At 40.5% G+C, this 22702-nt stretch carries 18 protein-coding genes and 1 pseudogene; 9 read left to right on the forward strand and 10 right to left on the reverse strand.

What is annotated here, in order from left to right; genetic code table 11:
- The first annotated feature begins 19 nt into the window (after positions 1-19).
- Positions 20-325 carry a hypothetical protein gene (locus ACZ48S_RS06855; RefSeq protein ID WP_464211989.1) on the forward strand — a complete coding sequence of 102 codons (306 nt, stop codon included), beginning with the start codon at positions 20-22 and terminating at the stop codon, positions 323-325.
- Positions 319-1542 carry a restriction endonuclease gene (locus ACZ48S_RS06860; protein ID WP_464211991.1) on the forward strand — a complete coding sequence of 408 codons (1224 nt, stop codon included), beginning with the start codon at positions 319-321 and terminating at the stop codon, positions 1540-1542. The genes ACZ48S_RS06855 and ACZ48S_RS06860 overlap by 7 nt, the downstream gene beginning before the upstream one ends.
- 140 nt (positions 1543-1682) lie before the next feature.
- Here ACZ48S_RS06860 and ACZ48S_RS06865 read toward each other — a convergent pair whose 3' ends face one another.
- Positions 1683-2351, reverse strand: coding sequence for a hypothetical protein (locus ACZ48S_RS06865; RefSeq protein WP_464211993.1), 669 nt, complete (start codon positions 2349-2351; stop codon positions 1683-1685).
- 270 nt (positions 2352-2621) lie between these two features.
- On the opposite strand from ACZ48S_RS06865, the pseudogene ACZ48S_RS06870 reads away from it, so the two are divergent.
- A pseudogene (locus tag ACZ48S_RS06870) lies at positions 2622-3145 on the forward strand (transposase); the annotation flags it as partial.
- 373 nt (positions 3146-3518) lie between these two features.
- Here the strand turns inward: ACZ48S_RS06870 and ACZ48S_RS06875 are convergent.
- The gene (locus ACZ48S_RS06875) at positions 3519-4964 is read right to left on the reverse strand and encodes a reductive dehalogenase (protein ID WP_464211995.1); all 1446 of its coding nucleotides are present in this window, start codon (positions 4962-4964) and stop codon (positions 3519-3521) included.
- 671 nt (positions 4965-5635) lie between these two features.
- On the opposite strand from ACZ48S_RS06875, the gene ACZ48S_RS06880 reads away from it, so the two are divergent.
- The 3 genes from ACZ48S_RS06880 to ACZ48S_RS06890 all read left to right on the forward strand — a co-directional run bounded on the left by ACZ48S_RS06880 (position 5636) and on the right by ACZ48S_RS06890 (position 7487).
- A complete protein-coding gene (locus tag ACZ48S_RS06880; protein WP_464211997.1) occupies positions 5636-5776 on the forward strand; it encodes a DUF5679 domain-containing protein in 141 nt (46 codons plus the stop codon).
- A 418-nt stretch (positions 5777-6194) separates the two neighbouring features.
- A complete protein-coding gene (locus tag ACZ48S_RS06885) occupies positions 6195-6578 on the forward strand; it encodes a hypothetical protein (RefSeq protein ID WP_464211999.1) in 384 nt (127 codons plus the stop codon).
- Between the two features lie 207 nt (positions 6579-6785).
- A complete protein-coding gene (locus tag ACZ48S_RS06890; protein WP_464212001.1) occupies positions 6786-7487 on the forward strand; it encodes a DOMON domain-containing protein in 702 nt (233 codons plus the stop codon).
- A 254-nt stretch (positions 7488-7741) separates the two neighbouring features.
- Here the strand turns inward: ACZ48S_RS06890 and ACZ48S_RS06895 are convergent, their stop codons facing one another.
- The 8 genes from ACZ48S_RS06895 to ACZ48S_RS06930 all read right to left on the reverse strand — a co-directional run bounded on the left by ACZ48S_RS06895 (position 7742) and on the right by ACZ48S_RS06930 (position 18977).
- Positions 7742-9310 (reverse strand): reductive dehalogenase, encoded by a 1569-nt coding sequence (locus ACZ48S_RS06895; protein ID WP_464212003.1) that lies wholly within the window; start codon positions 9308-9310, stop codon positions 7742-7744.
- Between the two features lie 324 nt (positions 9311-9634).
- The gene (locus ACZ48S_RS06900) at positions 9635-10834 is read right to left on the reverse strand and encodes an FMN-binding protein (protein ID WP_464212005.1); all 1200 of its coding nucleotides are present in this window, start codon (positions 10832-10834) and stop codon (positions 9635-9637) included.
- A 184-nt stretch (positions 10835-11018) separates the two neighbouring features.
- On the reverse strand, positions 11019-12482 hold the full coding sequence (locus tag ACZ48S_RS06905) for a reductive dehalogenase (RefSeq protein WP_464212007.1): 1464 nt from the start codon (positions 12480-12482) through the stop codon (positions 11019-11021).
- Between the two features lie 688 nt (positions 12483-13170).
- Complete coding sequence (locus ACZ48S_RS06910) at positions 13171-14733, reverse strand: reductive dehalogenase (protein WP_464212009.1); 1563 nt, start codon at positions 14731-14733, stop codon at positions 13171-13173.
- Positions 14734-14774: 41 nt separating this feature from the next.
- A complete protein-coding gene (locus tag ACZ48S_RS06915; protein WP_464212011.1) occupies positions 14775-15002 on the reverse strand; it encodes a hypothetical protein in 228 nt (75 codons plus the stop codon).
- 289 nt (positions 15003-15291) lie between these two features.
- On the reverse strand, positions 15292-16773 hold the full coding sequence (locus tag ACZ48S_RS06920; protein WP_464212013.1) for a reductive dehalogenase: 1482 nt from the start codon (positions 16771-16773) through the stop codon (positions 15292-15294).
- A 359-nt stretch (positions 16774-17132) separates the two neighbouring features.
- Positions 17133-18614: a reductive dehalogenase gene (locus ACZ48S_RS06925; RefSeq protein WP_464212015.1), complete on the reverse strand. Its 1482-nt coding sequence runs from the start codon at positions 18612-18614 to the stop codon at positions 17133-17135.
- Between the two features lie 27 nt (positions 18615-18641).
- Entirely contained in the window at positions 18642-18977 is a 336-nt protein-coding gene (locus ACZ48S_RS06930; protein ID WP_464212018.1) for a hypothetical protein, read from the reverse strand.
- Positions 18978-19168: 191 nt separating this feature from the next.
- Here ACZ48S_RS06930 and ACZ48S_RS06935 point away from each other — a divergent pair, with 191 nt between their 5' ends.
- The 3 genes from ACZ48S_RS06935 (at position 19169) to ACZ48S_RS06945 (ending at position 22683) form a co-directional block, all read left to right on the forward strand.
- Positions 19169-20554, forward strand: coding sequence for a PAS domain-containing sensor histidine kinase (locus ACZ48S_RS06935; protein ID WP_464212020.1), 1386 nt, complete (start codon positions 19169-19171; stop codon positions 20552-20554).
- Between the two features lie 26 nt (positions 20555-20580).
- On the forward strand, positions 20581-21339 hold the full coding sequence (locus ACZ48S_RS06940; protein WP_464212022.1) for a response regulator transcription factor: 759 nt from the start codon (positions 20581-20583) through the stop codon (positions 21337-21339).
- 507 nt (positions 21340-21846) lie between these two features.
- The gene (locus ACZ48S_RS06945; RefSeq protein WP_464211981.1) at positions 21847-22683 is read left to right on the forward strand and encodes a tyrosine-type recombinase/integrase; all 837 of its coding nucleotides are present in this window, start codon (positions 21847-21849) and stop codon (positions 22681-22683) included.
- Positions 22684-22702 lie beyond the last annotated feature (19 nt).

Here is a 22702-nt window from a genome sequence, read left to right on the forward strand (position 1 = left end):
GCCTCTAGTATTAGATGTAATGGACAGTCATTTTATTTTTTTAGTAATTTTCTTTGGTATTTTATTTCTTTGGGCACATATTTCTGAACAACGACAGAAGCGTGAGTATGCAGCAGAAATAGCCTTGGTTAAAGAAACACTAAATAACTTTGACCCTAAGTTTCAGTCTGATAAGTTACTTGAAATTCTTAAAAATGAACTACCAGGAGAATATCTCTGTGGAAAAAATGGCTGTACTGGCATTCTTTTGAAATCGGGGAAATACTATTGCTGTTCAAAGTGTCGTAATCTTAGAACCACGGTAAGGGTGAAGAAATTATGTTGAACTATGTTCAAGCAAGAAAAGAATTAGAGCACTTGTTAAATTTGATACAAGTAGCATCGGTAACACTTGAGGATGCAAGGCAAAAGCTTTCTTCTGTCCCTGAGGATCTTGAAAAGCTGAAGGTATACAAAGTTCAAGTTGAGGATGAAATTGAACGGAAGAAAAAACAAGCCGAGGAAGAATTGAGAAAACAGGGGCTTGAAGAACGCCAAGCATTGGAACAACTATCTAAAGAAAAGACAATGGGGTTCCCTTGGTTAGTTCAGGCATATGAGGACCTTTTTGTTCTAAAAGATTATAGAATATCAATGTATCTAGAAAACAAAGAACGCCCAGCCCCTATAGCGGCAGAGACGGTTCGTCAACTATCGAAAGAACGCCGTGAAGCAGAAAAATCTGCCATGCTATCTAAATATTTATTAGACTATTGTAAATACCTGGCACCTTGGTTGGATGAGTATATAGGAATCGAATCCAATGAGTTAGATGAACTAATCGCAAATATCCACTCTTCTTGGCAGAAACAAGAAAAAGGCCTTGACGATGAAACAAGAAAGCATTTTGGCCCCAAATATGACTCCTTATCCGAAACTGAAAAACTTCAAAAACGATTGGATTGGTACTGGAATAAGCCAAATAAACCAAACTGGCAAATTGGACGAGATTATGAGAGATATATCGGTTACTTATACGAAAAAGATGGTTGGGTTGTTCAATACCACGGAATCAAAGGAATAGAAGATTTAGGTAGAGATTTAATTTGCAGTAGAGATGGCATAACTGAAGTTGTACAGTGTAAGAGATGGTCCCAAGAAAAGGAGATACATGAAAAGCACATGTATTATCTTTTTGGAACAGCCATAGAATATTATATAGAGCATTCTGAAACACCAAATATCCAAATGGATTTATTTGAGAGTTGTGCTTTTAGAAACAAGGTAGTACCAAAATTAATTGCCACAACAAACATTTCATCAAAGGCAGAACAGGTTGCACATGTTTTGGGTATTCAAGTTGAAAAGAGACAGTTTGAACAATATCCTTCGATTAAATGTAATGTATCCTTGGCACAAGGAAACAAAATATACCATTTACCTTTTGACCAACAATACGATACTGCGAAAATACTTGATGAAAAGAATGAAAGATATGTAAGTACAATAGCTGAAGCTGAAAAATTGGGTTTTAGGCATGCATATAGATGGATGGGTGGTTAAGTAAAGAGTGTTTTATCTTACCAAAATAACGTTCCTTTATTGTCAAAGAGGTTTGGCTTCAATGGATTAGCTTTGAAGATAGACGGACGTTTTTATCGCTGATTCACGAACCATAGCCTAAACAGGGTATCCTAATTCCTTCAGAAAATTACCCTTTCAACATACGGTAGCTTTTTCTGAAGATCAATGTCTATTTTAACTGGATAACTGTTTAGGCCTATAGGTAATGTTACAACAAGACGATATTCGCAATCGTTTGAAGAAATCGGAGATTTTTGACTATAAGCCATCCGTGATCTTTCAAAGGTGGCTGGATCTGGCAAATCGTTAATGACCTGGTGTTTATCGTATCTGACCTTAGCACAATCGATATACATCGTTCTGGGCAGTTTCTTGCTTAGGAAGGTCATGATGTCGGAGACTAACTCATTCGGCTGAATAATACGGATGATATACGGTCCATACCTTGAAGCGACATGATTCAAATCTACTTGAGGCCCGCAAAAAGACAGGATATAGCGAGGATTTATTGAATCTGTTCTAAAATACACGGGCCCAATCTCTGATGTTTCTCTAAGAGTTTCACCCGTTTTTGTGTCAACAATACATACGGGGCGGTTTCTGATTAAAGTCGTCTTACCTTCACCTTCTTCAAAATCTTTGCGTTTAGTGTCTTCGATTCTACAGTAATAGGCTAGAGGAAGAAGTCGAAATATTCCGCGTTCAATGAAATCTGATAAGTATAATTCATCATCAAATGCTCTATATATTGGGAAGGGAAAGGAATCTACTATTGATATCTTCATCAAAGACCAGCCGTTGAATCCTAGGTTTCTGTTTTCATTTGATTATACACTAGTATTGCGATAGCACTATATGCGGAATCAATGAGCAACTCAGCCGCAATAAAATGATCATAGTGACGTGAACTGCACTTGGAACCCTTTTGTTGAACCTAAAGGTAAACTCGAACAGCTTTTGGGTTCTACCTATTGACACCTTAGCTCCAGCCGATGGGGCTCGAACCTTCATATTACTCTGAAGTTTGCTATTCCGTTTGCTATTCTTTTTTATAACCAGTAACCCGGCCCAATCAAGTGTGGGCGGCGGATATAACGTATATCCCGATGAAGGGGTTTCCTCTATCTGGTGGCGATAATTGACTGGTACAGCCGATATGTCATTTCCTGGCGGCTGTCTAATACGCTGGATGCAGACTTTTGTGTCGTTGCTTTGGAAGAGGCTCTGAGTAAGGGTACGCCTGAAATATTCAACACCGATCAAGGCAGTCAGTTCACCAGTGAAGCCTTTACCGCTTTACTGAAAGAGCACAACGATTGAGCGGTTATAGCGAACAGTAAAATACGAGGAGGTATATCTGAAAGCCCATCAGGACGGTCGTGAGGCTAGAATCAGTCTGAGTAAGTATTTCCGCTTCTATAACACCAGTCGTATCCACCAGTCGCTGGGATACCTGACACCGGCGGAAGTGTATGCTGCTGCTATGGAGAATCCTTGTAACGACGTGGTAAAATCAACGGTAACTAAACCCGCAGGGATGGCAGAACTCTCGCGTAATAAGGTCCCTATTATGTTTTACTGATGGGGTCCACCTCACCCCCGGATGTTACAATTCACGCTCCCGCGAGAATCGACTCTCCTGAAAGTTCTGTGTCACATTAGAGCAGTAACGTTGCATCCAGCCATCGTGCTATATACTAGTACCCAGATGACTGCTTCATCCTATGAGTAGCTTTATAAGCCACAAGTATTAACGGCTATAATATCGCGGAAACGAGTTAATAACTGATAAACTACTTGAGAGCCTTTCTAATAATACCCGCATTGTAAAAAATCATTGGGACAGACTTAACTACTAAATTTTTTCAATATAGAATAATAGTATCAAAGTGTAGTTATGGAAAATAAAATAAAGGTGGCTTTCTGAGCCACCTTTATTTCGTTAATCCAATGTCTTATCTTACTTTGGTCCACAATCTTGGATCAACACCCCATACGGGATGCATATCCGTCGATGACCACCACTCCTCTGGTTCTTTTACTCCATAACCAAAAGCATCATCCATACTGCGGAAAAAGCCATTGAAAACCGAAGTTGTTGCACCAACGACACGAACCAATTCGTGAATGCCAGATTCTGATATTTTTCCGAATACACATACACCTTGACATGTTTGGCAGCGGGGACAATTGTAATTGTACAATCGCCAACCCTTATAGATATGGCCATCAATAACATTATCCTGTTCCAAAGGAGATTCATGTTCCCAGAGGGGATCCCCGGTTGGTAAAGCACCATAAGGGCAGTTTTCCGCGCATTTTTTGCAATCCAGACAAAATGTTGCGACACCCGAGTCAATTGGCTTCGTTGGAGCTAGTGGTAAATCTGTAAGCATACGCTGCATTCCACGATACATTGCACCATAGAAAGGTGAAACCAAATTCATAGCCTCTCGTCCATGCTCACCGATTCCTGCAAGTACTCCCCAGGGATTAGATTGTGTTAAACCATCAACCTGTAAACCTTGATAACCTAGTCCTCTAAGGAATTCTTGAAGTTCAACTCTTTGTATTGGCATTCGAGTATATGACATTGTATTTGCAGTTAAACCTGTTTCCGATGGACAACGCTGAGTTAAATATGTTGGTTGGAGATTGGTATATACAATCATATATTTGCATTTTTCCGGTATCACATATTCACTATTTGATTCTTCCGCTTTGTCAACATTTTTAAAGTTTATGGGTTTACCGCTACTAGAATTTAGGTTAATAAGCTTTTTGGTGTTTGCGGTTACTTCAACCACTCCAACCTCTTCACATCCGAATACACGGCAAGCAGCACGTATCATTCTCAAGTTTTCTTCTGGAGTTCCATTCCATTTAGAAAACCCATTTTCCTCCGGAAGCGCTGCCACTTCCAACCCAGTAAACGAAGAACTTTTATGACTTGAAGCATTATAGCCACGATAACCCCCGTAACTATGAAAATCATAAAAGGCTAAAGAACTACCCGCATTGTGTAAGGCAAAGTCTCTGACAGTATTTCCTTGCCATACCGGATGCTGTTCTTTTAACCATTCGTATTGCCTCTCTGGAAAAATGGCACGCGTTTCTTTAATTGAAGGAATGGTGCTTCGATCATTGGTAGCAGCATCAAATTGTTTAGTGCGATCAGCACGGTGAGATAACCCCCAATCTATTTCTGTTGTAGGATTTTCATAATCTCTTTCTTTTATATACCAAGGACGGTATTGCGGGTCGGCATTGCTGGAAGATAAGACTTCATCCATGTCATGAAAAGTTGGCGCCAAGGCTGTTGCTGCACCTAAACTAAGACCAGTGATTCCTAATCCTTTCATGAATTCTCGTCGGCTTACTGTAGAATGAAATTTTGACATTGAAATTCTCCTCATAAATTTTACTTAAGATTTTTTGTCATATGCATCTATTAACGACTGTTGTTTTCTCCTTTCCAGGGATAAGTACTCTCGGCTACTCTACCCTTTTATTCTTATGAAAATCGTATGATTTTTCAGCTTCCTCAACCCTACCTGAATATTAAAAACCTCTTGTGAATACCAATTGGCATAATAAATATGATTAGCAATATCATAATCATAAAAAACCTAATTAACTTCGTACTAAAGCATTAGTCAATCTCAGTATTCAGATACGCGAAAAAGTCACTTATGACCCAGAACTGAAGATACCCTCACTTGTAAGTGAGACCAATGAGTTTGGTCGGAAATATTAAATACGTAAACTGAAACCTATAGGGCAGGCAAACAACAAGGAATAATCAATAAGCCGAGAAAATATATTCTCGGCTTATTGAAATGGATAGAACAAACACTACTTACCTAGTTATTTGATTTTAGCTGTACCGTTGTAGTAACCAGTATTCAACAATGTAGACCGTCAGCGATAATGGGGCTTCTTAAATCGGAGGTTCATTATCTTCAACCAGTTTATTGTTAATCCCCCTTTTATCCAATATGTGCTGGACGATTACAAGCTATTGACATTGGAGCGTTAGTTTATTATTCTTTCGAAAAAAAGGAGCCACAAAATGGAAGCATATTGCATGAAATGCCGCGCTAAGAAAGAAATGAATAATGCCACAGCCGTCACGATGAAGAATGGACGTCCGGCCACTCAGGGCGTCTGCCCCACCTGCGGTACCAAGATGTTTAAGATCGGCAAGAGCTAAGGCTGGCTGGTCTACGCGTAATAGCCGGGGTTAATAATCCCGGCTCTTTTTAACTTTGGCACCACAATAGACGGATGAGCAATGGCCCAAATAATTCAGCAATGTTTGTATTTCCTCACCAAAATCCTAGGCAAAAAAGGTTCCAGATAAAAAATTTTGCATTTCACTGATTGATAACACTCTCGAAAATGCCGCTTCACACTGGAGCAGTAATGTGGTATTCAGCAATCGTGCTATTTCAACTTAACCTCAATTGCGTGATGAATACACGGCGAAAAAGGTTTTAGAAAATGATTACAATCCCATTATCATCAAATGTTTACAGTTTATAGACATCGAAAATACAATAAGCTATGATAATTTGTAAATATTCAGATTATAATCGTTTTAATTCCAACAATCGAAAAAAGGTGAAAAAATGAAGTATAGATATTTATTGGGTTTTATATTTTGCCTGAGTGTGTTAATGACTGGTTGTTCAGATAATCAAGGAGCAGAGTTGGACCCGACATCAAACGAGATTCCAATCCAAACTGAATCGGATTACTCAACATATGTCTTGACAGAACAACTGAATTCTAACCTGTCTAATTATATCGGGCAAAAAATCAACTTTGTTGCTTCCATAACAGGATATGAAGGGCAATATTTGTTTTTTGATAACATCAAGGTAATCGTTAGTTCGATACCTGCAGGAGCCGACATTGATGTTTCTGCGGAAGTAACTGGTATTTGCCAAGGATCAAAAAACGGATTTATAGAAATCTCGGATGGTATCGTAATACCAGATTGTGATGGTTAAGAATACCCTCTGCAATTACATGACCCAATCATCAATTCTTCGTTACCAGCATCAATATTAAGACTGTAGAAAACTCTTCCTTATACTATATAAGGACTATCAACTAAAATATGTCTACGAATATATGGTTATCAATTTTTGTTTGATATCTGAAATCCCAAAATCTAATTAGCAAAATGCCTATGCAATTGATATATTATGTATTTTATGAATAATCAACAAATGCCCAAGGTATTTTTACTTATGCTTTTGTTGCTTCTACCTTTTCCTCAAATTGCTTGCAGTGACTCTTCTGATAACAACAACCAACCTACCGGTCCTACTTCAACCCATCCCCCAACAACTACCAATCATCCATTGACTACCATAAGCTCACCACCCACCACTACTACTCCACCAACCACAACTGTTCCGATCGTTATTTGGACCCCAGATGGTATTATCAGTGATGAAGAATATGATAACAACCTTGTTTGCCAAGACATTATGAACATTTATTGGTCAACAGATGACCTGTATATCTACATCGGATTATCAGCAAAAGCTAATGGTTGGGTGTCAATTGGCCTCGCTCCAGGAAACTCGAATAACCAAAAATCTAATACAGATATGATTCTAGGACTTGTGGAAAATGGCCAAGTTTATGTCTATGATTTGTGGAATACTGGCCCTCTTGGTCCACATCCACTAGACACATCTCTTCAAGGTAGTGATGACATCCTCAGCTTTGGCGGTTCTGAATCAAGTGGCAATACCTGCATCGAATTCAAACGAAAACTTGATACTACTGATCCATATGACCACATTTTCAGTCAAGGAATTAACCGCATAATGTGGGGTTTAAGTAATGAAGATGACCTTGAATCATTGCACACCCACCGTGGCTATGCTGAATTGATAGTTGATTAACGCCATCAAAAATAAATGATCAATAAGCCGAGAAAATATATCCTCGGTTTATTGATATGGATAGAACAACAATACTTATACAATTATCTGAATTTAATAAAAATATAATTACCAATAAAAGATTGCTTCTTAAACCTCTCAGCCACTGTCTTTTATCCGCCCATTCCAGCAGGTTAGAATTGACTTCCTTCAATTGAAATATAAGGGGGGACTTTGCCCCCCCTTATATTTATTGAATTAATATTTATCTATGTTTATCGCCAAGTCATCGAAGTTTCGGTGCCAAACCTTGGTAGTTCATGCTTTCCTTCCCAGAACGCGTTGATGTAGTCCGGTTCCTTCATCTTCTCAAGACCATAACCCATAAAGTCATCCATGTTTCTAAAGAAACCATTGAACATTGGTGTATACCTAGCAGTAGTCATAACAAATTCATGTACACCAGCCTCACCTTTGCCTTTGAAAGGACAGGCCACACCACATCCCCAAGTGCCACATATGTCATACTGCGGACGGCAATCCGGCATTGAATACCACCAATGTTTGTAGAATGGTTGTTTATTAATGCCAGCTTCCTGCCTGAACACTCCAGGTGTTTTTGCTTCAAAGCTAGTTCGGTCCGGCCAACGCATCCAAGGTCCGATGGGTTCCCAGGTAGGCTCTTTCACTATAGGAGCAGTCGGATCACCTTGACGACTCAAAGCTCCACTGGGACATATTTCAGCACACTTCATACATGTGTGACAGAATCTATGAATACCAGCATCAATGGGCTTAGTTGGAGCTAGCGGTAAATCGGTAATTATGCTGGAACACTCGCCATGAACAGCGCCGAATCTGGGTGAAATTGCCAAATTAAGGCGCCCAAGTTCAGCGGTTCCGCCTAAAATGGCCATACCAACGTTTTCGGTCATATTGTTTGTATAGTCTAGGGGCCCAATTGCTTGATATCCAAGTCCATGTAAGAAAGCTTGGATTCTTAATTGAACCTGTCTACCTTCGGGATAACGCAATCCTCCTTCTTCAGCGAACCTACCAAGCCACTTGTGGTTTTCATCGAAATTGAACTGGATAACCCATCGGCATTTATTAGGAATAACCCTCTTTCCATCATTATTTGGTGACCGAGTGTTTAAAACAGTTCCAGTGTAATATGCTTGGTCTACGTCCTCAAAGACATACGGCTTACCATCATAGAATTCATGGCTCACAATCATATTACGACTAGTTGCTGGATTTAATTCGACGATGGAGATGTCCGAAGCCCCCAATAAAATACAGACTTGTCGCAACATTATTGCCGCTTCCTCAGGTGTTCCACTCCACTTCGCAACACCCAAGTCTTCGGGCGTACCAACCTGCGGTCCTATGAACCCATCTGGAGAATAAGCATTGTATCCCAGGCCAGGTGAAAAAAGGACGCCGGTTAGGGCTCTATTTCTTAAGTCATAGAAAGGATCACCTGATTTCAAACCTTGTTCTCTACGTGCGGCATTTTCGGCGTACAATCTTTCTGCCGTACCGGCACCATCCCTTAAGTCAATCCAGGCCTCACCTTCTTTCCTACCCTGCCATCCACATTGATTGATATGTCGGTAATCAAATCGAGTAGCTTTACTCCAATCGATCTCTACAGTTGTAGTATCGTAATCTAACTCATTTACCCACCAAGGCCATTCATGTACTTTGGGGGTTCCGGATACCATCTCATCAAAATCATGGAATGATGGAGCTAATAGAGATGCAGCGCCGACTCCGGCACCTGTTAAACCCAAGGTTTTCATGAAATCTCTTCGGCTGATTGTTGAATGAAATTTAGTCATTACACTCCTCCTTAATTGTCAGTTTTTACCGTCTTTCCCATCGCCTTCGTTTTCTTTCGAAAGGCATTATTTATCCATACCTCCTTTCTTTTCAAAAATCATACATCTTATAATTAATACTGAAATCATACTTAAGCACTATTTTTAATAAGCATTCTGATACCTATGTTAGGTATCTTTAGATACAAACCACTAGTTCAGCACACGATATTGCTTCAACAAGATCACTATCGAAGTGTAGCCCGGAATTTTAACCAATAACTTGCAATGCCTTATTGACAATGACAATAATTACCATCACTACGGCAGTACCAACCAACAAACCTACAAAGATGTTGGCGGCGTGACGCGGCTTACCGGTTTCCTTTTTTTGGACCATAGATCAATAAACCCCCGACGAACCTTAAGGATAATATCCATTACGGCGCCTACCGGGCATAGGTAGTGACACCAGAAATTATAGACAAAAGCGGCACCGGCCAGGGCGAAAAACATCAAAACCCACTGGTCGGTAGTGCCTTTAAAGCTGAAAAGCACATTCCATGGTTCAAAAACAGACACCGACGGATTTTTCAGGGCCAGTACCAGCAAAAGGGCTAAAAATAAAAGCACATAACGGGTATTCCGAAATAACTTGAACCATTTTACATCAGGCTGAACCCTGATTCGGAAAACAGCATGAATAAATTCCTGCACAGCCACATAAGGACAAAGCCAGAAGCAATAGTAATTCTTCCCCAGCAACACCGCCAGCCCCAGAACGCTGAAAACGATGATATAGATGATGACAAAGGTTTCCAGGTGTGGCGAATAACCGACCAGCCAGGAGGCAATATTGGTCAGACTGAGTGGTATGGACAGCCAGATGCCTAAGACTATCAGACCATAGGCCATGGTAGCTTTTCGGATCCAACTTTTCTCACTTAACTTACCAAAATTCCGGATAAGTACAATTGATAGAATACCTAATACGACAAGTATTTCAGCAATTCCAAATTTGATAGGCTCATCTGGTTCAACAAAAGGCTCATCTAAATAAGTTGCAATAGCACCTCGTCCAAAACGAACTCCCATCGCCACCCCATTGGATGATACAGTGGCCCCACCAACGGCGTCTATATCTTCACTAATACGTAAAGGCTCAACAAAACTACGACCAATATATTGGTCAAAGTATTCTCTTATAATTAGAGAACGCCACCATGGTAAATCTTCATTATGTTCAGGAACAACTATATCCTTTATAGTTCCGCTGAGTGTCCAATTTACCATTACCGTCATCGGTCCACCATAGCCAGGGCTTTCAGCTACAGTTATATAAGCTATCTCAATACCACTATCATCATTTGCTACATACAGACTAGCATTGTCATCTGATTGCAAAAAGACAAAGGAACTTGCTTCAGGCACAAATTCATCCATAAATGAATCGTAATCAGACATACCATAATTAACTTGGCCATAGATCCAAGCACCGATTAGGCTTATTAAAGAGAACGTAATCAGAAATTTATGCAGTTTCATTAGAGAATTAGCACTTGTGAGATGATTTTTTGCAGTTATGATTATCTACTGTTAAATTTGCCTCCGTCCAACAACGTATTTAAACAAAGACTAAATGAACAAGTTCATGGCAGGAAGGATTTTGTCCTTCCTGCCATTTTCATTCAGTAAGTTTCGTCGATTTTTTCCGAGTGAACTTGATATTTTATGAGGTAGCCCCAACTCCTCCAAATGGATACTTATCAAGATTATTAACGTTCCAAAAGTCTTCAGGATCCAGGGTTTTACCGTAACCCATAAAGTCATCCATATTTCGGAAGAAACCATTCAATATTCCAGTTGTTGAAGCTACCTGTTTAACAAGGATATGAATATTAGCTTCATCAAGTTTGGAAAACACACAAGCACCTTGGCAAACACCGCAACCGCCAGCTGTTGTCCCCCCAGGGAATCCTCGCCATGGTAAGCACAGATCATATCGTATATGCCAGGATTTGTTCCCAGTGCCATTCCAAGGTCCGGTCACTTCCCAAAACGGTTCATCTTCAAACGATAATGCAGCTGACGGACAGACTTCAGCACATTTTTTACATGTATGACAGAATTCCCACATACCAAAATCAATCGGTGGAGTAGGTGCAAGAGGTAAATCAGTCAAGACAAAGGTTGAATATCTAACAAAGGCTCCATGACTGGGCGAAATCATATAATCTGTTCTGCCTAGTTCTCCTAAACCTGACAAGATACCCATTCCTGGATTACTCGCTGGCGCACCTACACCAACCTTATAGCCCAGGGTAGTGATGGCGGCTTCCATTCTCGCACGCATTATTGATTCATCAGAATAACCTTGTCGCGTTCCAACCTTCCCCAATACAGTTAACTCGTGTCTTGAAACCCCAGATTGTGGAATCATCATTACGATCGCGTACCTCAAGGATCTCGGAATCACTAAATAGTTATCATCAGCATACATTTGGTCAGCTGTTATTCCTAGATCTTCGTCCCATACAACTTCACGCCCTCCACTATATAGGCTAAACACTTTTTTGGTTTTTTCTGTAATTTCAAGAGCACCAACATGTGGGGATCCAAAAAAATTAGCCATTATCGTTAGCATATTCAAGTTTTCTTCGGGAGTTCCTTCGTACCGAGGTAAATTTAACATTGACCTGCTAACGCCCCGTGCAGCTTTGGTATGATCAATAATATTTCCATCAATTTCAACGTCCCTAATCCAAGGACCATTAGTTCCATAGTAGGTTTGTTCGGGTGTTCCTGAATATGGAGGACTAGACATCATGATTTTCGAACCATTCATTAGGGCATGATCTTTAAGACTATCACCTGGCTTATTATCACGAATACCTTCATAAATAAGTGTGGTTCGATTAACAAGCAATTCTTGGGTTTCTTCTGCCGTTAATACTGGACTTCCTCCATCATAACGAGTCTTTAAATCCCAATCTACTTCTACAGTTGGATTGAAGTGATCTCTTTGTTTTATCCACCATGGCAGCTTGCGTCCACCGTTATATACTGATGAGTTCAATTCATCAAGGTCATGAAAAACTGGCATTGTTCCTGCAAAGGCACCAAACCCAACACCGGCTAAACCAAGTCCTTTCATGAAATCTCTTCGGCTTACAGTAGAATGAAATTTAGTCATTACACTCCTCCTTTTTGTTCACTATCAGTTTTTCCGAAATGTCAGAAATCATTAACACCTCCTTTCTTGACATACTCCATAAATACCTGTTTGTCTTTGACCGCCTCATCACGAAACTGTTTCTCTATCAAGTAACGAATTCGTGTATTCGAGATGCCATAAGCTTTCGCAAGCCCTGAATAGGTAGTATTCGGATGTGCTCGATAAAGTTCGTATATTTGGGAGTTTCTTTTGTCTAGGGGTATTACCAATTGCATGCTCTTGATCAATGCTATTTACCTCAATAGCTTCCAATTGATATCTTGTAATAAAATAAGCTATCTGGAGAGTTTTTTACCTTTTATTGCTAATATCCTATCATTTGAATCCGTCTTTGCCTTCGTCCTAAAGTACTAAGCAATATAAGCATTCAGATACCCGAAAAAGTAACTTAGGAACCAGCACTGAAGATACCCTCACAAATGAATGAGATCAATTCACTTCGTTAAAAATATTAAATACGTAAACTGAAACCTATGGAGTACACCATTGCAAACAATAAGCAATAAGCCAAAGGAACATATCCTCGGCTTATTGCTATAGATGAACAAACATTATTTACCTAGTTATTTGATTTTTGCTGTACCGTTTTAGTATCAAGACCTCCAAAAAGATATCATTCTATCCATAGATAATTAATCAGAATTGATTAGGCGCTTACACCTTTAATGGAGGAGTCTGCACCGTGTCTGTATATTGATACTTCACCCCTCCAAAAATCTTCTAGTTTTTCGGGTTCTCTATGGATTCTTCCTTCAGATGTATAGAATAAATCATCCATCTGACGGAAAAAACCATTAAATAGTGGCGTCACTGAGGCTGTGAATTTGACTAACTCATGGATATTGGCCTTATTTCCACTTGAGAATGGGCAAACAACACCACATCCCCAACTACCGCACATATCATATATACCAGGATAACAATCCGGTACAGAATACCACCAATGCTTGTAGAAGGGTTGTTTGTTTTTACCTCTTTCTTGTCTAAATATTTTTGGAGTTAAATCTTCAAAGGCTAAACGGTCTTGCCAGCGATGTGAAGGAGCAACTCCCTCCCATGTGGGTTCTTTAACTATATCGTTCGAAGGATTACCATTACGACTCAATGCACCTCCGGGGCAATTTTCTGCACATTTGAAACAATCATAGCAAAATCGGCGGATACCGGCATCTATAGGTTTGGTAGGAGCCATGGGTAAATCAGTAATAATACTAGAACATTGGCCGACGATTCCCCCAAATAGCGGGGATATACTTAAGTTATTTCGACCGAGCTCGAATCCCCCTCCAAGAATTGACATTCCAATATTTTCTGACAGATTGTTTGTATACCTATTTGGGCCAATTGCTTGGTATCCAAGATTTTTTAGAAAGGACTGTATTCTTGGTTGAACATGCTGTCCCGATGAATATCGCATCCCACCTTCATAACCAAATCTTCCAAGCCACTCCTCGGCTTCATCAAAGCAATATTGCACAACCCATCTGCATTTTTCTGGAATTACTCTTTTTCCTTCTAAAGGCGCACTTACACCAGATAGGTCCCCAGTTTCATAAGCTTCGTCGACGTCTTCAAAGCTATAGACCTTTCCATCATGAAACTCATGGCTAAAAATCATATTTCGACTTGTTGATGGATCAAGTTCAATAATAGAAACATCTGAAGCTCCGAATGAAACTGCGGCAACTTTAACCATCATTGATGCTTCCTCAGGAGTGCAAGTCCATTTGGTGACGCCTCTTTCTTCTGGTGTTTTTACACTCGGCCCTAGGAAACCCATAGTAGCGTCTCTGTAACTCCAACGAGAACTGGATAGGGCAGCTGCTCTCAAATCATACCAAGGATCTTTATTTTCTAAACCTGATTGAATTCGAGCATTTTTATCCGCTTTTCTTCGTTCTGCAGTCCCCGCACCATCCCTAAGATCAAGCCACGCATCCAATTCTTTTGAACCTTGCCAACCGCATTGTAAAACATGTCGAGCATCAAATCTTGTTGCTTTACTCCAATCAATTTCTACAGATGTGGTATCGTAATCTAATTCTTTTACATACCATGGGTAATCATGTACTTTGGGGATACTCGACGTCATTTCATCAAAGTCATGGAATTGTGTGGATACCAATGATGCTGCACCAAGTCCTGCCCCAGCTAAACCAAGAGCTTTCATAAACTCTCTTCGGCTTACAGTAGAATGAAATTTAGACATTATACTCCTCCTTTTTGTTCACTCTCAGTTTTTCCGAAATGTCAGAAATCATTAACACCTCCTTTCTTGACATACTCCATAAATACCTGTTTGTCTTTGGCCGCCTCATCACGAAACTGTTTCTCTATCAAGTAACGAACTCGTGTATTAGAGATGCCATAAGCTTTCGCAAGCCTTGAGTAGGTAGTATTCGGATGTGCTCGATAAAGTTCGTATATTTGAGAGTTTCTTTCATCTAGGGGTTTTGCCAATTGCAAGCGCTTGATCATTGCTATTTACCTCCACAATTCTCAATTGCTATCTCGTAAGAAACTAACCTATCTGAGGAGTTTTTTACCATTTCTTCCTAATACCCTATCATTTGAATCGGTCTTTGCCTTCGTCCTAAGGTACTAGTCAATCTCAGCATTCAGACACCCTAAAAAGTAACTTAGGAACCAGAACTGAAGATACCTTCACTAATGAATGAGACCAATACGTCTATTTGGAAATAATAAATGAGCCGAAGATACATACCCTCGGCTCATTGAAATGGATAGAACAACAATACTTGCACAATTACTTGAGTTTTGCGGTACCCGTTGTGGTATCAAGACCTCCAAAAGGTGCATTTAGATCCCACCAGTACTCTCCATCACCTTGGTCTTCATATTTAAACAAACCAGTTAAACTCACAAAGAAACTGTTAAATATTCCGGTGGTTGAAGCAGCTCCTCTGACAAAATCATGTATTGAAGCGTGCTCCTGCTGGCTAAAAGGACAAGAGCACATACAGTTATCACAGCCACCAGCAGATACGCGATGCTTATAGCAATTGTGATACTTAATATAAAATACTTTCTTTCCACCCGTATTGTAGGCTCCAGCAGGTTCCCAGGATGGTTCTTTTTCCAGACTCAAGGCTCCGTAAGGACACGCATCAGCGCATAAACCACAATCATGACAAAACCGCCACATACCAGCATCAATCGGATTAGTAGGCGCAATTTCCATGTCGGTGACAAAAATTACAGTACTTCGTATCATGGTTCCCCATTCATTGGTTAGTAATGGATTCATTCGACTCATTTCACCTAAACCAGAAATAATTGCCCAAGGCGTTACTGGGGCAAGCGAACCAGTACCACCACCTAAGCACTCATAACCTAATGCTTTCATGAATCTCTGAAATCGTCTTTGAGTAATTGCTAGATTCGAGTAAGCTTGGGCTGTGGCAACTTGAGCTGTCATTCGGCCTTCTTCCAGTTTTGAGGCAGGCCCTAAACGTGTGAGAATATCTGCTTGAGGTATCTCGAAAACAATAATATTTTTGAATTTGTTTGGGATTACCTTTTTATCATCGGTAAGATATGGTTTATCCACTTCTTCAAAACGAATATTTCTGAATCCATTTGAGGTTCTACCATTCTTCCAAAAATCCGGATTATCAGCTTCACGACCTCTATCCCAAAACCAGTTTTTGTATGTATCATCAAATATTTTGGTAAACGCTACTTTACTTGCTCCATAAAATTTCAAAGCTGCTGTGACTATGCGATTAGCTTCCTCTGGACTGCCTTGCCACTTTGATACTCCAATAGCATCCGGACTGGGACCAAATGGGTCACCAAGAAAATACTCAGGAAAATCCCGACTCCAACCAAAAGTCGCACCCTGCTCAAGGGCCCACCCTTTATGGTCCTTACCTGGTTCATTATTTGAAAACCATCTATTTTCGACTTCTTCTTTTTTCGCTTGAAGTCTTTCCAGTTCTACTTCCCCATCTTTACCATCATGTTCGGTGATATATTTTGCTTCATGATAGTATGTTGATCTTTCAGGAAAATCATATCGATCTGTCTCTGATAAATCATATTCGACTGTTGGTTTTTCAACTTCTTTTACCCACCATGGCTGGGGATTAATTTTGGCTTCGGCCGCAGCTTCATCTAAATCATGGAATGAAGGGGCTACCAAAGATGCAGCGCCGACTCCGGCACCTGTTAAACCCAATGTTTTCATGAAATCTCGCCTACTCATCGTACTATGATGTTTTTTCATACTTCTGCCTCCTAATGAGCGTATTTAGCTATTCATTATTAAACTCATGGATAATATTGTCATCACTCTAAAGTATTATTTTTATCAGCATTAAGCTACTTGGAACCGTAACTATCGAACGTATCAGAAGTTCCAAATAGAAAACCGTTCTATTGGTGGTCATCGACAGAGCAACACCCCATATGGTGGTGTTAACTCAAGAATATGGACAAAAGTAAGATAAAACATTGTATTGACAAAATAGTAAAGGTGGCTTTTTTGGTAAGGCCACCTTTACTATTTCAGTCTTTTTTCAACTTCAACAGTTTTTATTTTGTGCTATTCTCTGATATGGAGTAAATTTATTAGATAAGCATTCTCTAATAATTCTTAGCACCACGGGTAGTATCAATCCCAAAACTTGGCAAGTCGAGATTCCAAAATTCATCAGATCTCTTGTTACCATAACCAAACATGTCATCCATATCGCGGAAGAATCCGTTAAAAAGTTTGGTTGTTGAAGCTGTACCAACTATCAAGTCATGGACTGCAGCATCATGAAGGTTACTAAACGGGCATCCTCCCATACAGTTGCGACACATAATGCAATTGGGTACATCGCTCCACCATCCTTTAAAACCTCGGGGGTTCCATGGCCAATACTGATACTGCTGGCGCAGGTCATTAGCTACTTCAATATCCTGGACTTCATTATCGGTCCATTCTCTTCGAGGTTTCGTGGGGGGATCCCATGTCGGCTCTTCATCAAACCCTAATGCCCCGGAAGGGCAATAATCGGCACACTTCTTGCATGAGTAACAGAAATCTCTTATACCAGCATCAATTGGAGGAGTAAGTGGTAAGGGCATATCTGTTAGCATTCTATTCATGCCACGGATAGTGTTACCATGCTCAGGTGAAGTAATAACGAAATATGCTCGTCCCATCTCGGCTACTCCAGACATAACTCCCCAGGCGGCCGAAGGTCCAATAGCTCCAGTACCTCCTTGCAATCCTTGATAACCGAGTCCCCAAAGGAAATTCTGCATCTGACCTTCGATAACACTAATTTGTTGATAGGCTCGGCTTGCGGCGGCGCTGCTGAGATCGCCAAAGCGTATAGTAGCGTGATACGGCTGCAGAATTGTCCAAACAATCATTTTATCGCAATTATTGGGTATAGCTATCTTTTCCTCAGTTTTGTAAGCTTGTTCAGTGTCTTCAAAGACCATTTCTTCCCAGCGAGGACGCGCGCGAACCCAAATTAATTTCTTTGTTTTAGGGTCAACCGGGGCTACCGCAACATCAGTTACCCCAAAAAAGCGGAATGCTGTTCGCAACAGTCGATAATTTTCCTCAGGCGTTCCTTGCCACTTTGGCATATTCTTTAATTCACCGGGTTCGGCAATAGGTGCAGCATAAGTTTCATCATTTCTATTAATTCGGCCATAACTAACAGAATTACGTAATGCCGCCGTACGCATATCATCGCCATTACCCTCAGGGAAATATCTTTTCATATGGCTTTCATTAAGTTTGTCAGAGACGTTGCCTTCACCCTTTCTAGTCAATAATCCATAACGATATCCGTACATAATCTCACCAGAAGAATCCAGCCTATACATGCCTTTTTTCTGGTCGGATCGTTGTAATAGGTCCCAGTCTATTTCGACTGTTGGGTTATGAGTGTCTCTAGGTTTAACATACCAAGGTCTCTTCCATTCTCCAGTGCTTGCAGACAAAACCTCGTCTAAGTCATTAAACTGAGGTGCTACCAGAGAAGCGGCGCCCAGTCCGGCGCCAGACAACCCAAGCACTTTCATAAAATCTCTTCTGCTCATTGTGGAATGAAACTTACTCATCAATTTTGCTCCTTTTCGTGTTTAAAACTAAAATCTTTCCGCAGCCTTTCCCGCCGCCAGCCGGTCTTTCCCGGCGGTCAATTTGCATAAAGCGCTCCTTTCCAAGATAGTTTTAATAGCGATACTTCCGTTTAACGCATCATCACGCATTTGCCTTTGAATGATAAAAGCTGTTCGTTGACTGGAAAGCCCGTATCGCCTGGCAATATCTGTAATCCTGGCTTCCGGGTGGGTGAGGTAATACTTAAAAATAGACCTATTTCTCAAAGAACTGTTTTTGTGGGGAACCAAACAAACACTGTTTCCAACATCTCTATAAACCATAAACTTTATTGCTACCTTTTCAATATTCGTAAAAAGCATAACATCAAAAAAACTGCTGCATATCGCTCGAAAGGATTATTTTTCTTAGTGTTAAGATACTTGGAAAGATAACTATTGAACGTATCTTAAGTTTCAAACCGAAAGTTATTCCATTGCTGGGCTATTGACAGCCATGTTTCAGGGTTGTACTCTCTAACCCATAGAGGGAAATATATAACTGTACTGAGACGATGAATGGACTAGATATCCAAAGAGACAATCAAATACTAGCTATCCTTGATGCCATTCCCACAGGTATTAGCTTGATAGATACTGAATCTAGAGAGATTTGTTGGATGAATAAGGTAGCGCTTGAACTGGTTGAAGCTTCAATGGCAGATGTCGTAGGAAACATCTGCCATTGTTTCATTTGTCCCTCAGAAGAAGGTCATTGCCCGATACTAGACCAAGGGATTGAGATAGATAATTCCGAAAGAGTTCTCTTAACGCTTAACAGAGACTCAATTCCCATAATCAAGAGTGTACAAAGATTAACCATATCTGGTCATGAATATCTTTGCGAATCTTTTATCAATATCTCAGCTTTAAAAAATACCGAAAGTGAGCTTCGCGAAAACAAGGATAAACTTCAATTATTACTAAACCAGATGCCCTGTAGTCTTTGGACCATGGATACCGACCTGAGATTTACATCAATTTCGGGAGCAGCACTTAAAGCAACTGGCAGAGATCCCTCAGATATGATTGGCAAAACGGTATTTGAATATTCCAGCCAGTTCAATGAAAAATCCGCCATGGTAAAAGCTCTAAGAGGTGCCTTAAAAGGCAAGTCAGCATCATTCGAACAAGCTACTATGTCAGGTAATAGATATCATCTATGCCATGTTGATGCCTTACGTGGTAACAACGGCGAAATCAAAGGTGTAATTGGCATAGGCTTTGATATTACAGAAAGGAAAAATGCAGAGTTACAAATCAAAGAAGATAAAAGAAAGATTAAACAGCTCGCACATGCTTATGTAAGCGCCCAGGAAAAAGAACGTGAATGGTTATCCTTGGAAATCCATGATCGCATCATTCAGCCTTTATCCTCCGCTATACATGCTGTTGAATCTGGCAATCAGAACACACTGCAATACAAGGAAGCTTTATCGTTTCTAAAAGAGGCTGTCAAAGAAAGCAGAAACATTATGAAGGAGATCTATCCTGAAACTTTAACCAAATTCGGCCTGGTTCGCCAGATTGAAACGGAACTTAGTCGTCTAAAAGAGGCGACATCATGTAATATTGAATTTGATAAACGATGTGATTGTAGTATTCCTCATGATATAGAAACAACTACATATAGAGTGTTCCATGAAGCCCTGCAAAATATCAAAAACCATGCCCAAGCTACCAACATCAAAGTAACTCTATTATGCAAGCCTGAATACTTGGAAATGACTATAAGTGATGATGGTATTGGTTTTAATTATCAAACCGAGCATAAAAGGCGAATTCCGGGAGGCCTTGAATCTATGAAACAGCGAACGGAAATCATTGGTGGAACATTTAGGATTGAAAGTTTTAAAGGCCAAGGTACGACAATCAATATCTATATACCAACACCTAAGTGAATTGCTTAGAAGAGGATAGGATACAAATGAACATTTCAGAAAAAGCAACAGTAGTTTCCGCTCCAAACAACCCAATAGAAATTGAAAAGAATCTGAAAGAAATCCGCGTTTTTCTGGTAGATGATCATGAAGTAACCCGCCGGGGTATTAAAACCTTATTTGTTAACGAGCCTGATATTCTGGTAGTCGGAGAATCTGATGGAAAAGACCTGATATCGTTGCATGATGATTTTATAAAAACCAAACCGGACTTAGTTTTACTTGATATCCGACTGGATGGCAAGGATGGATTTGAAATAAGCCTTGAATTAAAAAATTTGAATTCTGAAACTAAAATAATCTTCCTAACCGGTTATGAAAGTGAATTATATGCATCTGAAGCTCTGCACTACCATGCTGATGGTTTTATTACCAAAGATAGTTCCAAAGAATTTATTTGTACTTCAGTTAGAATGGTAGCCCTGGGTGGTAGTGTTTGGCAATCAGATATACTTCATAAAGCATTAAGAATGATATCTCATGCCAATTTAGTTTCCAATGATAGCGACTCCTCAGAGCATCCACGTGGTTTGACACCAGCTGATGAGCTAAAAGCGCAATTAACTTCTCGTGAACTGCGAGTTTTGATTGCTTTAGGTCAGGGAGCGTCAAACAAAGATATAGGCAAAATACTGGATGGAACAGAGATGGTTGCTAAAAAAGCTGTGCACAATGTCTTTAATAAGATAGGCGTTTCTAATAGAACGCAGGCAGCGTTATTTGCCAAATCGGTAGGATTGGTGTAACCAAACACCACACAGGAATTTTTTGTTAGTCCCAATTTCGAACTACCGTGCCTATATTATGTGAAGTTATTTGTATTGGTGAGTAATCCTAATCTACAGACGTCTCAACTCATAAGCCCTTGGTCGGTAGTTCAAATCTACCCGCCGCCACCAGAAAGATAATCGTAAACAAGTCCGGAAACGGGCTTTCCTTATTTACAGAATCCGGCCATTCGTGCGGCAAATAGGCCAGGTTTATCGAGTTGATTTTAATCGTGCGACACGTTGCCTGAAATATCCGTTAGCTCATTCGATAAGATCCATCCCTGTCTAAACGTGTGGCCAACGTGCCCGCATTGTCGACTCACCACCCCCAACCATACCACCTGAGGCTCTTGCGCCCCTGTGTGGCCGACACACCGCGCAGCTTTGCTCCCTTCGTATTTCATTGACACTTTAGACTTGCTTTCAGCTTCAACATGTGTAAACAGTGTCTCTAAACGTGAAAGCCAAGAGAGTATCAGGAAGATGGTCACCAAAGCACGCATAGAGAAGCCTCCCTACCCCGAACTGGCAAAATCTTTTCAAAATTTCATCCAGTCCAAAACGGTAGAAGGGGTCACCATTAATACCATAGCCGGTTATGAAAGGAAGTTCCGTTTCATCTCCCGGTATATTGACCTTGATACGGCAAATAGAGGTGATATTGAGCGCTTCTTACTACAGTTCAAAAACCCCGGTAACCGGCATGGCTACTTCCGCGTCATCCGCGCCTATTACAACTGGCGCAAGGAAACTTCCGGTATACCCAATCCCATGGGATCAATGAAAGCACCGCGTTTACCCAAGCTGATTCTACCGGCCCTTACTCCAGAACAGGTTAAACAGCTAATTGACCGTGCTGAGGGGAATCGTAACAAGGCGATCATCGCCCTCTTTACCGAGTCTGGGTTACGCTTATCAGAACTGGTTGAAATAAGACAAGAGCACATTGACTGGGATGAGTGTACCGTTAGGGTCATGGGTAAAGGACAGAAAGAGGCCCTGGCTCCCTTCGGTAAACTCTCTGAGAATTACCTTAAAGACTGGTTAAGTGAATGTGCTCCTTCTGCCGGTGACAACATCTGGGGCATCAACAAATGGGGCATAACCGCTATGCTACGGAGACTGGAAGAAGAAACCGGTATTACCTGTAATCCCCATACCTTTCGCCGAACCTTTGCCTGTATCCTTAGAAAAGCGGGAATGGACACATTAACCATCAAAGACCTGGGGAGATGGGAATCACTGGAAATGGTACAGCGCTATACCCGCAGCGTTAACTTCGCCGACAACCTCAAGTTCTACAAGACGGTTATGGGGTAGATTACGGTTCACCTTCTCA

It is taken from the genome of Dehalogenimonas sp. NIT-SK1 (genome assembly GCF_055384165.1).

What these genes read in the sequence shown, in the direction of transcription:
- ACZ48S_RS06855 (WP_464211989.1), top strand. Translation starts at nt 20, where the DNA reads ATGGACAGTCATTTTATTTTTTTAGTAATTTTCTTTGGTATTTTATTT.
- ACZ48S_RS06915 (WP_464212011.1), bottom strand. Translation starts at nt 15,002, where the DNA reads ATGATCAAGCGCTTGCAATTGGCAAAACCCCTAGATGAAAGAAACTCT.
- ACZ48S_RS06925 (WP_464212015.1), bottom strand. Translation starts at nt 18,614, where the DNA reads ATGAGTAAGTTTCATTCCACAATGAGCAGAAGAGATTTTATGAAAGTG.
- ACZ48S_RS06930 (WP_464212018.1), bottom strand. Translation starts at nt 18,977, where the DNA reads ATGCTTTTTACGAATATTGAAAAGGTAGCAATAAAGTTTATGGTTTAT.
- ACZ48S_RS06860 (WP_464211991.1), top strand. Translation starts at nt 319, where the DNA reads ATGTTGAACTATGTTCAAGCAAGAAAAGAATTAGAGCACTTGTTAAAT.
- ACZ48S_RS06945 (WP_464211981.1), top strand. Translation starts at nt 21,847, where the DNA reads ATGGTCACCAAAGCACGCATAGAGAAGCCTCCCTACCCCGAACTGGCA.
- ACZ48S_RS06895 (WP_464212003.1), bottom strand. Translation starts at nt 9,310, where the DNA reads ATGACTAAATTTCATTCAACAATCAGCCGAAGAGATTTCATGAAAACC.
- ACZ48S_RS06880 (WP_464211997.1), top strand. Translation starts at nt 5,636, where the DNA reads ATGGAAGCATATTGCATGAAATGCCGCGCTAAGAAAGAAATGAATAAT.
- ACZ48S_RS06920 (WP_464212013.1), bottom strand. Translation starts at nt 16,773, where the DNA reads ATGAAAAAACATCATAGTACGATGAGTAGGCGAGATTTCATGAAAACA.
- ACZ48S_RS06890 (WP_464212001.1), top strand. Translation starts at nt 6,786, where the DNA reads ATGAATAATCAACAAATGCCCAAGGTATTTTTACTTATGCTTTTGTTG.
- ACZ48S_RS06900 (WP_464212005.1), bottom strand. Translation starts at nt 10,834, where the DNA reads ATGAAACTGCATAAATTTCTGATTACGTTCTCTTTAATAAGCCTAATC.
- ACZ48S_RS06910 (WP_464212009.1), bottom strand. Translation starts at nt 14,733, where the DNA reads ATGTCTAAATTTCATTCTACTGTAAGCCGAAGAGAGTTTATGAAAGCT.
- ACZ48S_RS06935 (WP_464212020.1), top strand. Translation starts at nt 19,169, where the DNA reads ATGAATGGACTAGATATCCAAAGAGACAATCAAATACTAGCTATCCTT.
- ACZ48S_RS06940 (WP_464212022.1), top strand. Translation starts at nt 20,581, where the DNA reads ATGAACATTTCAGAAAAAGCAACAGTAGTTTCCGCTCCAAACAACCCA.
- ACZ48S_RS06875 (WP_464211995.1), bottom strand. Translation starts at nt 4,964, where the DNA reads ATGTCAAAATTTCATTCTACAGTAAGCCGACGAGAATTCATGAAAGGA.
- ACZ48S_RS06885 (WP_464211999.1), top strand. Translation starts at nt 6,195, where the DNA reads ATGAAGTATAGATATTTATTGGGTTTTATATTTTGCCTGAGTGTGTTA.
- ACZ48S_RS06905 (WP_464212007.1), bottom strand. Translation starts at nt 12,482, where the DNA reads ATGACTAAATTTCATTCTACTGTAAGCCGAAGAGATTTCATGAAAGGA.